Origin of the sequence: Streptomyces kunmingensis (genome assembly GCF_039533535.1) — a bacterium.
GTDB lineage: Bacteria > Actinomycetota > Actinomycetes > Streptomycetales > Streptomycetaceae > Streptomyces > Streptomyces kunmingensis.
This window is the reverse complement of record NZ_BAAATS010000009.1, coordinates 26,591-40,017: the sequence shown is the minus strand read 5'-3', so window position 1 is coordinate 40,017 and position 13,427 is coordinate 26,591. Positions and strand designations below refer to the sequence as shown.

The 13,427-nt window shown below is 69.2% G+C and carries 9 protein-coding genes; 4 read left to right on the top strand and 5 right to left on the bottom strand.

Features of this window, described 5'->3' with window-relative positions; genetic code table 11:
• Positions 1-73 precede the first annotated feature (73 nt).
• From ABD366_RS13470 to ABD366_RS13460, 3 genes are all read left to right on the top strand, one after another.
• A complete protein-coding gene (locus ABD366_RS13470) occupies positions 74-2,683 on the top strand; it encodes a bifunctional FO biosynthesis protein CofGH (RefSeq protein WP_324774455.1) in 2,610 nt (869 codons plus the stop codon).
• Positions 2,684-2,799: 116 nt separating this feature from the next.
• Positions 2,800-4,902 (top strand): LamG domain-containing protein, encoded by a 2,103-nt coding sequence (locus ABD366_RS13465; protein ID WP_324774457.1) that lies wholly within the window; start codon positions 2,800-2,802, stop codon positions 4,900-4,902.
• A gap of 208 nt (positions 4,903-5,110) precedes the next feature.
• On the top strand, positions 5,111-6,232 hold the full coding sequence (locus tag ABD366_RS13460; protein ID WP_324774459.1) for an ADP-ribosylglycohydrolase family protein: 1,122 nt from the start codon (positions 5,111-5,113) through the stop codon (positions 6,230-6,232).
• 537 nt (positions 6,233-6,769) lie between these two features.
• On the opposite strand, the gene ABD366_RS13455 is transcribed toward ABD366_RS13460, so the two are convergent.
• Both ABD366_RS13455 and ABD366_RS13450 read right to left on the bottom strand, forming a co-directional pair.
• Positions 6,770-8,341: a sodium:solute symporter family protein gene (locus ABD366_RS13455; protein ID WP_324776952.1), complete on the bottom strand. Its 1,572-nt coding sequence runs from the start codon at positions 8,339-8,341 to the stop codon at positions 6,770-6,772.
• 410 nt (positions 8,342-8,751) lie between these two features.
• Positions 8,752-9,546, bottom strand: a complete 795-nt coding sequence (locus ABD366_RS13450; RefSeq protein WP_324776950.1) for an SDR family oxidoreductase — start codon at positions 9,544-9,546, stop codon at positions 8,752-8,754.
• 93 nt (positions 9,547-9,639) lie between these two features.
• On the opposite strand from ABD366_RS13450, the gene ABD366_RS13445 reads away from it, so the two are divergent.
• Positions 9,640-10,491 carry a hypothetical protein gene (locus tag ABD366_RS13445; protein ID WP_324776948.1) on the top strand — a complete coding sequence of 284 codons (852 nt, stop codon included), beginning with the start codon at positions 9,640-9,642 and terminating at the stop codon, positions 10,489-10,491.
• Between the two features lie 205 nt (positions 10,492-10,696).
• Here the strand turns inward: ABD366_RS13445 and ABD366_RS13440 are convergent, their stop codons facing one another.
• From ABD366_RS13440 to ABD366_RS13430, 3 genes are all read right to left on the bottom strand, one after another.
• The gene (locus ABD366_RS13440; RefSeq protein ID WP_324776946.1) at positions 10,697-10,897 is read right to left on the bottom strand and encodes a DUF397 domain-containing protein; all 201 of its coding nucleotides are present in this window, start codon (positions 10,895-10,897) and stop codon (positions 10,697-10,699) included.
• Between the two features lie 308 nt (positions 10,898-11,205).
• The gene (locus tag ABD366_RS13435) at positions 11,206-12,063 is read right to left on the bottom strand and encodes a helix-turn-helix domain-containing protein (protein ID WP_324776943.1); all 858 of its coding nucleotides are present in this window, start codon (positions 12,061-12,063) and stop codon (positions 11,206-11,208) included.
• Between the two features lie 410 nt (positions 12,064-12,473).
• On the bottom strand, positions 12,474-13,211 hold the full coding sequence (locus ABD366_RS13430) for a GOLPH3/VPS74 family protein (protein ID WP_324776941.1): 738 nt from the start codon (positions 13,209-13,211) through the stop codon (positions 12,474-12,476).
• Between the last annotated feature and the right edge of the window lie 216 nt (positions 13,212-13,427).

Genomic DNA, 13,427 nt, shown 5'->3' with positions numbered 1-13,427 from the left:
GGGACGGCGTCGCCCAGTGCGGGGAGGCCTTCCGCCAGTACGTATGAGACACATGCACTCGTATGCTCGCTTCATGAGTGATCCGGACGCCGTACCCACGGCCCAGACGCAGGCAGGCCCACCCACCGCCAACGCGATGCGCCGCGCGCTCAAACGGGCCGCCAACGGTGTCGCCCTCGACGTCACCGAGGCCGCCGTCCTCCTCCAGGCGCGCGGCGACGACCTGGCCGGGCTCACCGCCTCCGCCGCCCGGGTGCGCGACGCGGGCCTGGAGGCAGCGGGCCGGCCCGGCGTCATCACGTACTCCAAGAGCGTCTTCATCCCGCTGACCCGGCTCTGCCGTGACAAGTGCCACTACTGCACGTTCGTGACCGTCCCCGGCAAGCTGCGGCGCGCCGGGCACGGGATGTTCATGTCGCAGGACGAGGTCCTCGACATCGCCCGCAAGGGCGCCGAACTCGGCTGCAAGGAAGCCCTGATCACCCTCGGCGACAAGCCGGAGGACCGCTGGCCCGAGGCCCGCGAATGGCTCGACGCGCACGGGTACGACGACACGATCGCCTACGTGCGGGCCATATCGATCCGGATCCTGGAAGAGACGGGGCTGCTGCCGCACCTCAACCCGGGCGTCATGTCCTGGACGGACTTCCAGCGCCTCAAGCCCGTCGCCCCCTCCATGGGCATGATGCTGGAGACGACCGCCGAGCGGCTGTGGTCCGAGCCGGGGATGCCGCACTACGGTTCACCCGACAAGGAGCCCGCCGTACGGCTGCGGGTCCTGGAGGACGCCGGACGGTCGTCGGTGCCCTTCACCAGCGGGCTGCTCATCGGCATCGGCGAGACGTACGAGGAGCGCGCCGAGTCGCTGTTCGCGCTGCGCCGCGTCGCCCGCTCCTACCACGGCATCCAGGAACTGATCATCCAGAACTTCCGCGCCAAGCCGGACACGGCGATGCGCGGCATGCCCGACGCGGACCTCGACGACCTGGTCGCCACGGTCGCCGTCGCCCGGCACATCATGGGCCCGTCGGGGAACCTCCAGGCCCCGCCGAACCTCGTCGACGGCGAGTACGCCCGTCTCATCGGCGCCGGGATCGACGACTGGGGTGGCGTCTCCCCGGTGACCATCGACCACGTCAACCCCGAGAAGCCGTGGCCGCAGCTGGAAGAGCTGGCGCGGCAGTCGGCCGACACCGGGTTCGAACTGCGGGAACGGCTCTGCGTCTACCCGGAGTTCGTCACACGCGGCGAGCCGTGGCTGGACCCGCGGCTGCTCCCACACGTCCGCGCCCTGGCCGACCCCGAGACCGGCCTCGCCGTCGCGGACGCACCCGTCGTCGGCCGGCCCTGGCAGGAACCCGACGAGGGGTACGTCGCCGCGTCCGGCCGCACCGACCTGCACCACACCATCGACACCGAAGGCCGCACCAGCGACCGGCGCGACGACTTCGACGTCGTCTACGGCGACTGGGACGCCCTGCGCGAGCAAGCTGCGCCCGGCATGATCCCCTCGCGGATCGACGGCGACGTACGGGAAGCCCTGGCCGTGGCCGCCGACGACCCGACCCGGCTCACCGACGAGCAGGCCCTCGCGCTACTGCACGCCGACGGGCCCGCGCTCGACGCCCTGTGCCGGATCGCCGACGACATCCGCAAGACGGTCAACGGCGACGACGTCACCTACATCGTCACCCGCAACATCAACTTCACCAACGTCTGCTACACCGGCTGCCGCTTCTGCGCCTTCGCCCAGCGCCGCACCGACGCCGACGCGTACACCCTCTCCCTGGAGCAGGTCGCCGACCGGGCCGCCCAGGCGTGGGACGTCGGCGCCGTCGAGGTCTGCATGCAGGGCGGCATCCACCCCGACCTGCCCGGCACCGCCTACTTCGACATCGCGCGCGCCGTGAAGGAACGCGTCCCCGGCATGCACGTCCACGCCTTCTCCCCGATGGAGGTCGTGAACGGCGCGACGCGTACCGGCATGTCCATCCGCGAGTGGCTGACCGCGGCCAAGGAAGCCGGCCTCGACTCGATCCCCGGCACGGCCGCCGAGATCCTCGACGACGAGGTCCGCTGGATCCTGACGAAGGGCAAGCTGCCCACCGCGACGTGGATCGAGGTCATCAAGACCGCCCACGAGCTCGGCATCCGTTCGTCCTCGACGATGATGTACGGGCATGTGGACCAGCCCCGCCACTGGCTCGGCCACCTGCGCACCCTCGCCGGCATCCAGCAGGAGACCGGCGGTTTCACCGAGTTCGTGACCCTGCCGTTCATCCACACCAACGCGCCCGTGTACCTCGCGGGCATCGCCCGGCCCGGCCCGACGACCCGCGACAACCGGGCCGTCACGGCGATGGCCCGGATCCTCCTGCACCCGTACATCCCCAACATCCAGACCAGCTGGGTCAAGCTGGGGACCGAGGGCGCGGCCGAGATGCTCCGCTCCGGCGCCAACGACCTCGGCGGCACCCTCATGGAAGAGACCATCTCCCGGATGGCGGGCTCGTCCTACGGCTCGTACAAGTCGGTCAAGGACCTGGTGGCGGTAGCGGATGCGGCGGGCCGCCCGGCCAAGCCCCGGACGACGCTTTACGGGGCCGTCCCGGAGGAGCGGGTCCGGGCCGCTGCCGCCTCTGACGGGCATCTGCCGGAGCTGTTGCCGGTGTTGGGGGACTGAGCCCGCCGTTCTGTCAGTGCCTGTTGTTAGCCTCCTGCGGTTCGCTTGTGGAGCGGAACGACAGGGGAGGGCTCAACTTGATACGCAGTGACAGGACTTGGAGCAGACTCAGACGGGTGGCCGTGGTGGGGGTGGCGGCGGTGACGGTCGCCTCGGCGCCGTCCGCGGCCCTGGCGGTGGACAACCTGCCGCCGCTGCGGCCGCTCGTCCAGGATCTGGCCTCGGGGGGTGAGCGGTGTGCCGCGGGGGAGGACCGGCCGTATGTTTCGGAGTCGCCGCGGCTGACCGCCGTGCTCTACGACCCCGAAGAAGACAATCAGCCCTACGAGACCAACTTCGTACAGGGCGAGTTCGAAGCGTGGTGGACAGGCGCCGACGGTTCGGAGCAACGCCGGACATACACATCGCGCCTGACATCGTCGGGTACGACGCAGCGTTGGCAGCTGCCCGACGACCTGCCGCCGAACACCGTCGTGTCCTGGCGGGTACGGGCGAACGACGGAACCGTGGCCTCGGCGTGGAGCTCGGAGGACGGCGGTTCCGTCTGTGAGTTCGTCTACGACGATGTGAGCCCGGAGAAGCCTGTCGTCTCCTCGCCGGAGTACCCCGACGACGATCGGTGGGCCGACGGAGTCGGGAACTACGGCACCTTCACCATGGACTCGCCGAGCGAGGATGTCGTCTCGTACCGCTACTGGCTCGACGGTGGTTACAAGACCGCGCGGCCGGAGGAGCCCGGGGGGCCCGCGACCATCCGGTACCTGCCCACCCAGTCGGGTAGGGGAAGTCTGACCGTTCAGGCTGTCGACCGGGCCCACCGGGCCAGCAATGAGACGACGTACTCCTTCCTCGTCGACGACGGCCGCGCCCCCACCGCCCGCTGGAACCTCGCCGACCCCGCCGGCACGCAGTCGGCCACGGCCGTCGCAGGGCCCGCCGCCCGCGCCGGCACCGGAGTCGCCTTCGGCGCCACCGCACCGGACGGCACCCCGCTGACCACCACCGCGCGCCTGGACGGGACGGAGCAGGGATACCTGACTCCGGACAGGGCGGTCCTCGATACGCGGCACACCTTCGCCGTGGGCGGCTGGGTGCGCCCGGCCCGCACGGACGCCGCCCGGACCGTCGCCGGCCAGGACGCCGACGGGGCTCCCGGCTTCACCCTGGGGCTGCGGCCGGGCGGTGACTCCGCGCCGGTGTGGTCCTTCCGCGTCGGCGAAGCGCAGGTCTCCGGCGGTACTCCCGAAAGCGGCGAATGGGCCCACGTCCTGGGCGTCTACGACACCGAGACCGGACTCGCCACGCTGTACGTGAACGGTCACGCGGTCGGTACACCGCAGGAGGCGACACCGGTCGAGGCCCCGGGCGCCTTTCAGGTCGGACGGGCCCGCGATGCCACGGGATACCGCGATCACTGGGACGGTGACGTGGGCGACCTGCGGGTCTACGACCGGGTGGTCGTTCCGGACGAGGCCGCCCAACTGGGCAGTCGCAAGCCCCGGTTGCAAGGCCACTGGTCGCTGGAGAACGCCGAGGACGGCACGAGCCCGGAACTGCACGGAGGCACGCCGTTGATGCTGTCCGACGGTGCGACGATCCATCATTCCCCGGACTTCGAATGCTCGTTGGACCCGGACTGCCCGAACACCGAGTACGCGCTCGTGGGCGACGGGCATCTCGCCCTGGACGGGGCCGCCGGGCACGCCTCCACGTCTCAGCCCGTCGTGGACACAAATGACAGTTTCACCATCGGTGTCAAGGTCCGCCTCGCCGATCTTGACCCCGATCGCCCGATGACGGTCCTTTCGCAGGGCGGCCAGAACGTGGACGCGTTCAAAGTGCGCTACGTCCCCACGACCCACACCTGGGAGTTGGTGATGACCGGCGCCGATGCGACCGGGGCGGCGGAGACCGTCGTCAAGCAGCAGGCCGGCGGCGGCGGCGGTCAGGGTCCGGGCCAACGGCTGGCGGTCGTGTACGACGATGCGACGGACCAGATCAAGCTCTACGTGGACGGCTACACGAACCCGGCGGCGATCGCGTCCTTCCACGGCCCGTGGCACAGCGGCGGCGGGCTGCAGGTGGGACGCGGGCATGTCGACGGTGCCTGGGGCGAGTACCTGCGCGGTGCTGTCGACGAGGTGCACGCCTTCTCCGGCGCGCTGGACGATTCCGAGATCCGCGGTCTCGGCTTCGGCACCGAGCCCTGCCTCTGCTAGGTATGAGCTGAGGGGTGGGCGTACCCGTGGTGGTACGCCCGCCTCACGGCGCGGCCCAGCGCGTACGCCTTCGCGAAGTGGGCAAATTTAGGCTGAAGCGACTTCAAGGGCGTCTCCGCGCATACCAGGTGCTGTCGCATCAGTCGCGCAAGCGAACGTATCCGGTCGCGCTCGGTCGATTACAGTGCTGCCCGGAGGAGGGGATCCCATGGGCGCACCGGTCGCCGCCGCGGCCGTCTGGGGCCGCGTCGAGCAGCAGGACTTCCGCAGCCGGGTACGCGGCACGCTGCTCGGTGCCGCGCTGGGCGACACCTTCGGGGCCCCGCTCGCCGGACTCACCCTCGAGGGCATCCGGGACGCGCACGGTGCCGCCGGGCTCACCCAGTTCGTGGCCGTGTACGGCCGGGTGGGGGCGGTGACCGCTGCCACGCAGCTCGCCCTGTTCACCGTCGACGGGCTCATCCGCGCGCAGGTCCGCCGTGATACGGGGGCCTGGCACCCGCCCACCGATGTCCACCGGGCCTATCTGCGGTGGGCCGCCACCCAGCGCGACTGGGGGCCCGACGAGCGCCGCAAGGAAGACGGGTGGCTGGCGCGCGAGGAGTGGCTGTACTCGCGGCGCGGAGCCTCCCAGGCCTGTCTGCTCGGGCTGGGCAACGACGTCATGGGCACCCTCGACAAGCCCAAGAACCCTGATGCCGTGGGGCCCGAGGCCGTGACGCGGTCCGCGCCGTTCGGGCTTCTTGTGGGGTGGGAGCCGCAGCTCGTGCTCCAACTGGCCGTTGAGTGCGCCGTCCATACGCACGGGGCACCCGAGGCCTACCTTGCCGCTGGTGCGTACGCCGTGATCGTGCATGCCCTGGCCCGCGGGGACTCGCTCGACGCCGCCGTGCAGCGCACCCTCGTACTGCTCGCGGCCCGGCCCGGGCATCCGCCGGTCGTGGACGCGCTCAAGCATGCGGTGGGGGCTGTGCGGCGGGGGATGCCCAGTGCTGCGCGGGTCGGGGAGTTGGTGGGGGACGGGGGTGCGGTCGGGGCGCTTGCTGCCGCCGTGTACTGCTCGCTGGTCGGCGAGGACATACGGCACGGGCTGGGGCTCGCCGTGCACCATGACGGGCCCTCGGCCGATGTCGGGGCGTTGTGCGGGGGGTTGCTCGGGGCCCTGCACGGCGAGACGGCGTTGCCGCCGGCCTGGGTTGCGGAGCTTGAGGGGCGGGCGACGATTCTGGAGCTCGCGGATGATTTCGCCATGGAGATGACGCAGGGGGCTGCGCTGCATGGGCCGGGGGTTTCTTCGCCGGGGTGGCTGGCTCGGTATCCGCGGGCTTGAGCGGTCCGGGGGCGGGCGCCGGGACGTGGGTTGGGTGGGGCCGGGTTGGTGTACCTCCTCGGCCGGTTCGGTCTCCACCCCTGTTGTCCGCCATAGGCGAGTGGGCCGGGATTGCGTGCCTGCGGAGTCCTGCGGGGGCACACCAACCCGTCCCCACCCGTACGTCTCGTCGCCGACTGACCACCGGATTCGCCTTCCCGAAGCCGACCCCGCCTCGAGCAGTCTGCCGCCGACGCAATCCCACCCCGCCTTGGGCAATCAACCCCGCCTTGGGCATCCCACCCCCGCCTTGGGCAACCCACCCCGCCTTGGGCAACCCACCCCGCCTTGGGCAACCCACCCCGCCTTGGGCAATCCACCCCGCCTTGGGCATCCCACCCCGCCTTGGGCAATCTGCCGCCTGGGGCGGCAGGGTGGGCAAGGCGGCACCCAAGCGCCGGGCGCGACATGACAACAGGGCCGCGGGCGAAATGCCGCAGAGACGCCTCCGCCCCGGGCGCCCTTAAAGAGGGGGCCCGGGGCGGAAGACGGGTACACCTAGCGGAGCGGTACGTCGTCCTGGGCCGCCGCCGGGGACGGGATCGCCGCCGCGCCGGCCTCGCCGGGACCGTCGTCGTCCGTGTTCAGGCGCTCGATCAGCGCATCCCGCTCAGGCGTGTCCTCCGGCTTGACGAAGCCGATGACGATGTAGAGGACGAGCGAGACGGCCAGCGGGATCGAGACCTGGTACTGGAGCGGTACGCCGCCCTCTACGTTCCAGCTGATCGGGTAGTTGACCAGCCAGAAGGCCAGTAGACCCATCGCCCAGCTGGTGAGCGCCGCGGTCGGGCCGGACTTGCGGAAGGTGCGCAGCAGACCCAGCATCATCGGGATCGCGATCGGGCCCATGAGACCCGCCACCCACTTGATGACGACCGTGATGATGTCCTTGAACGTCGGCGAGTTGACCTGTGTGGCCACCGCCATCGAGAGGCCGAGGAAGATCACCGTTGTCAGGCGCGCTGCCAGCAGGCCCTTGTTGCCGGTCCACTGTTCCTTTGCCTTCTTCGAGATCGCGGGGGCCACGTCTCGCGTGAAGACCGCCGCGATCGCGTTCGCGTCGGAGGAGCACATGGCCATCGTGTGCGAGAAGAACCCGACGATGACCAGGCCGAGGAGGCCGTGCGGGAGGAGCTGTTCCGTCATCAGGCCGTACGAGTCCGAGCCGTCCGGCTTCTGTGCCTTCACCAGGAGCGGCGACACCCACATGGGGAAGAAGAGGACCACTGGCCACACCAGCCACAGGATGGCCGAGAGGCGGGCCGAGCGCGTGGCCTCGCGGGGGCTGCCCGTGGCCATGTAGCGCTGGGCCTGGTTGAGCATGCCGCCGTTGTACTCGAAGAGCTTGATGAAGAGGAAGGCCAGGAGGAAGACCGTGCCGTAGGGGCCGACCAGCGGTTTTCCGTGGCCTGCCAGTTCCGGTTCGTCCCAGACGCCGAAGATGCCGCCGAACGGGCCCAGCTTGGAGACCACGGCCACGAACATCGCCACACCCGCGATGAGCTGGATGACGAACTGGCCCAGTTCGGTCAGCGCGTCGGCCCACAGCCCGCCGATGGTGCAGTAGATCGCCGTGATGACGCCGGTGATCAGGATGCCCTGGTTGATGGAGACGCCGGTGAAGACGGAGAGAAGAGTGGCGATGGCGGCCCATTTGGCAGCCACGTCCACGATCTTCAGCAGCATGCCCGACCAGGCGAGCGCCTGCTGCGTACCCAGGTTGTAGCGGTTCTTGAGATATTCGAGCGGCGACGCCACGTGGAGTCGTGAGCGCAGCCGGTTGATCCGCGGTGCGAACAGCTTCGCGCCGATGGCGATGCCGAGCGCGATCGGGAACGACCAGGTGACGAAGGACGTCACGCCGTACGTGTACGCGATGCCGGCGTAGCCGGTGAACATCACCGCGCTGTAGCCCGACATGTGGTGCGAGATGCCGGACAGCCACCAGGGCATCTTTCCGCCGGCCGTGAAGAAGTCGGAGACGTTGTCCACGCGTTTGTGGGACCAGACGCCGATCGCGACCATGATGCCGAAGTAGCCGATGAGCACGGCCCAGTCGAGACTGTTCATGTGCCCCCTCCAGGGGTCCGCCTTGTGAACGTTGCGGCTCTTCGTCAGTACGTCCGTATCAGCGGGCGCCCCCGTGCGGGAGCGGGGACTTCCGGGATTGAACCGCCTGTTCGGTCGGTCGGTCAAGGGTTTCGGGGGTCATGGATGTGAACCGGGATCAGCAAGTAGAACGATTTTGCATTTTCGTTACCAGGCGGGGAGTTGTCGTGCACGTGACCCCGGCCACACCATGAGCGGGCACTTCGTCAGTAGCCGCAGTAGCCCCAGTAGCCGTACATACGCGAACGACCGCACGGGATGCGGGTCCCGTGCGGTCGCGTGAGGGGAGAGGGAGGGAGTGAGGAGGGGTGCCGTGCCGTTCACGGCCTCGGCCGGTACCGTTTACGGCCTCGGCCGGCATCGGGGATGCGTCAGCGCATCAACTCGCCTGCATTCACCAGTAGTTGTTGGCCTGTGATGGCTCGGGAGCGGGGCGATGCGAGGAAAATCGCCGCGTCTGCCACATCGCCGTCGGTGGCCAGCTCCGGCAGCGCCATCCGCTCGGTGAGCCGGCCCAGGACCTCGTCCTCCGGCACGCCCTCGGCGTGCGCCGTGAACTGGACGTACGCCTGCACCGGCGGGCCCCACATCCAGCCCGGCAGCACCGTGTTGACCCTGATCCGGTGCGGGCCGAGTTCGCGCGCCAGTGAGTACATCGCGCTCGTCAGCGCGCCCTTCGACGCCGCGTACGCCGCCTGCCGCACCTGTGACGGGGCGGCCACCGCCGACTGCGTCCCGATGATGACGACCGAGCCGCCGCGCTCCTTGAGGGCGGGCAGGCAGGCCCGCGTCATGCGCAGCGTACCGAGCAGATTGACGTCGATGACCTTGCTCCAGGTCGCGAAGTCGGCATCCTCCAGGCCCCCGAAGTAGCTGTCCCAGGCCGCGACATGGACCACCGCGTCCACCCCGCCGAACCGTTCCCGCGCCAGTGCCACCAGGGCCTCGCACTGACCCTCGTCGCCGATGTCGGTCGACCGGTACGCGGTGCGGGTGCCGGACGGATCCAGGTCCGCCGCCGACTTCGCCAGTTGCGACCGGGTGCGCGCCCCCAGTACCGCGTTGCCGCCGTCGCGCACCACGGCCGCCGCGGCCTGATGGCCGAGCCCGGCGCCGACCCCCGAGACGATCACGGTCCTTCCGGCGAGCAGCTCACCGTTCCCCATTGGGGGCCTCCCGAGTCTGGCCTTATTTCTGACGGAGCGTCAGAGTATGGGGCGCGCGAGGAGTTTGGAAGGTGGTTCGAGGAGGGAGTGGCAATGGACGATGCAGGTTCTGACACACGTAGCGAGACCTACGCGGAGCTGGCCGCCCTCGGGCCGTACGGGGTGCGGCCGGGGCACGCCCTGATCACCATGGTGGAACCGCACGCCGGGCACGAGTACGCGTACAACCGCTGGTACGAGGACGATCACTACTACGCCGGCGCGATGGCCATGCCCTGGATGTACGCGGGGCGGCGCTGGGTCGCGACCAGGGACCTTCAGCTTCTGCGCTACCCCGAGAAGTCGGCGGTCGCCGAACCGGTCACGGCGGGGTGCTACCTCTCCACGTACTGGATCACCGAAGGACGCTACGACGACCACATGAAGTGGACCGTCGGCATCAATAGGCGCCTGAACCGCGACGGTCGCGTCTACCAGGACCGCACCCACGTCTTCACGGCCTTCCAGGACCATGTGGCGACCGTCTACCGGGACGGCGCCGCCGGGCCGCGCGACCATCACGCCCTCGACCATCCCTACGCGGGTCTGGTCCTGGAGGTCATCGACGTGGAACGCGCCGAGCAGTCGGCCGCACTGGTGGAGTGGCTGCGGTCGCGGCATCTGCCGAAGGCGCTCGCCGGGTCGCCGGCCGCCATGGTCACGCTCTTCCGGCCCACACCGCTCCCGGGGGACCGGATGACCTACGTGAAGCAGGTGGAGGGCGTCGGCACCCGGCTGACCCTGCTGTGGTTCCTGGAGGCTGATCCGCGCGCGTGCTGGGAGGAACGGTTCGCGGGGCTCGGGGAGCAGGTGGCGGGGGCGGGGCTCGGGGCCCGGGTGGAGCTCGTGGCGCCGTTCGTTCCGACCGTGCCGGGGACCGATCGGTACGTCGATCGATTGCGGTGAGGGGAGGCGGTGACGCAAGCGTTGACGCAAAAATGCCGAGCCCCCTCGGCCGGGACGGCGGGCCAGTCGAGAGGGCTCCCACGGTGGTGCTGATGACGCTGGTTGTGCTGATTACGCTGGTGGTGCTGGTGGTTCTGATCTTGCCGGTGGTGATGTGGTGATGTGGTGCTTTTGTGCATATGTCGCTGTTGTGCCGTTCTTCGTTCTAGAACGAACCCGTGCTCACCTCGTGCACGAACGCATTCCACGTCTCGGGGCCGAAGCCGATCGAAGGGCCCTGAGTGACCTTCGAGTCGCGCACCGCGATCGCGTGCAGCTCGGGAGACTTGACCTCCACACACGCGCCGTTCCCCGTGGAATACGAGGACTTGATCCAGGATTCCGTGGCGCCCTGCTGAATTGCCATGTTTGCTCCGGTTTAGCCAGTGGTCGAATTGCATCCCCGCCTGGAGGTCCAGGGCGGTTCTCGCCAACGATGATGTCCTGATGGCGTGATCGACGCTACTCGCCAACTTGGGTGCGTGAAGCGGGCATTCACCCGACCGGATGGCATATTCCATGTGAGTCTTCCATTCCCCCGAGGCGAAGGTGTACCGTGCGTCGCCTTTGCCTCGGAGGCATGAAATCCGCGGGAAACGGAGTGGAATCAAGCCTTCCGGATATCGTCGCGGACCGCGCCGGCGCGCGGCGCCCGCTGACGTGGGGGCAGGCGGGTCAGCGCGCGTACTCCTTGGCGATCTCCGAGATGAACTGCCGTGATTGCTCCACATTCAGCGCCTGTGCCCGCAAGTGCTCGTACATGACGCTGTACTTCTGGACATCGTTGGCTTTCTCCAGGTACAGGTCACTGGTGACGCCCTCGATGTAGACCACGCTGGAATCCGCCGCGTCGGGGAACTCCAGAATCGCGTACTGGCCGTTGAGCCCGGGGTGCGCGCCCATCTCGAACGGGATCACCTGCACCGTCACGTGCGGCAGCTGCGACTGCTCGACCAGGTGCTCCAGCTGCTCCCGCATGATGTTCTTGCCGCCGACGCCCCGGCGCAGCGCCGCCTCGTCGAGCACGGTCCACAGACGCAGCGGATTGTCGGGCGCCTGGATGCGCTCCTGACGGCGCATGCGGACCTGTACGCGCTTCTCGATGTCCTGCGGGGTCGTCTCCGGCAGCGCGCCGTTGATGAGCGCCTCCGCGTAACCGCGGGTCTGCAGCAGGCCGGGCACGACCTGGGGGTCGTAGACGCGCAGGCTCGCGGCGTCGGTCTCCAGACCGATGTAGACGCTGTACGGGATGTCGCCGAAGGAGTGCCACCAGCCCTGCTGGCGCGAGTCCTTGGCCATTTGCATGAGCGAGTCCACGATCCGGTGGTCCTCGACCTCGTACACCCCGCACAGGTCGCGTACGTCGCGCTGGCTGATGCTTCGCCGCCCGTTCTCCAGGCGGCTGATCTTCGACTGCGAGACCAGCAGGCGCTCGGCGACCTCCTCGGCGGTCATGCCCTTGAGCTCGCGGAGCCTGCGCAGCTCCTGGCCCAACCGGCGTCGCCTGACGGTGGGATTGACGTTGGACGCCACGGGACGTGCACCTCCGGCTGCGTGCATCTTTTTGTACGTTGCGTATTTCTACGTTCCGTATCTGCTGCTCAGCAGATTGCCACTCGGGGGCTCCCGGCGCTGGGAAACACCGGGAAAGAGCGGATGTGTGTACGGGATGTCCAGCGCAAACGCGACCGCGCGGGGCGATGGCCGGACGCCCGATTCGTTCCGCGGACGTCCAACTCATCGCCCCGCGCGGTACAGCGGCTCCCGGACCGGGTCTTGGGGACTGCGGCGCGGCGCTATTGCGAGTGAAGCGAGGTGATGCGAGGTGGTGCGGGTCAAGCGAGGTGGTGCGTGTGATGCGAGGTGGTGCGTGTGATGCGAGGTGGTGCTTGGTCGTGCTTGGTCGTGATTGTGGTGCTGTGTGTGCCTGTCCTGCCGTTCGCCTAGTGGGCCACGGCGCGAGCCATCGGACCGTGACGCGGCTGCATCGGAACCCCCCTGGCGGGCTCCGGTGCTCCCCGGCCCGCCGGGGCGGCGGGCGAGCGGCGTGGCTGAGCGGCCACACCGTTCTGGACGTCCATCACGGCGTGCGCCACGAGGCCGCCCATCGGGTCGTGCCTGATCAGGTCCCGTAGCCGCGAGCGGGACGAGCGTCCCTCGTTGCCCGGGTACAGGTGCTTGCCGAGTCCGACCGCATGGGCCAGCGCGGCGAGCGCCGCGGTCCGTGGGTCCGGCGGGACGCCGGTACGGATCGCTGAATCCAGCCGGGACCTGATCTCCCGGCTGATCGCCGTGTCCGTCGCCTGATAGCGAGTCGTCGGCAGTACCCCGCACATCTGGCCGGCCACGGCATGCACCATGCCGCACCGCTCCAGGTGCGAGAGGTAGGTCTGGCGCAGCCCGAGACGCGGCCCGCCAATCCAGTGGACCGCCCGCACAGGAGCGCCGCGCCTTCGCAGCAACTCCAACGCGCAGTCCAGAGTCGGATCTCCGGTCGGCCGTGGTGCCACCACGGCGATACGATCCCCGTCTGGGGCTATCCGTCCGGCCAGCGCCAGCTCTACTAGCTGTGCTCCGGCCAGACCTAGGTCGAGCGACTGCGGCTGTGCGGTGGTACCCGTGGTCGGGTCCAGCGCCAGCAGCAGAAGCTCCTCCGGAAGTGTTCTGCGGCTCCTGCCCATCCATGCCTCCCCGCGTGGATGAATGACAGGGTGACCCCTCTCACATCTGTCTGTCGAGAGTGCGTGGTTGCTTTGTGCGGGAACCAGTAGGTATGTCGTTCTCGTCTACCACGGGGGTTAAGGCCCCACACAGGACACTGGTACATGGTTCGGACAGGGCCAGACAGGATCGGCCTGTCCGGCTTTTCGTGGTGAGCGGTCGAGGAGGCATCGGTG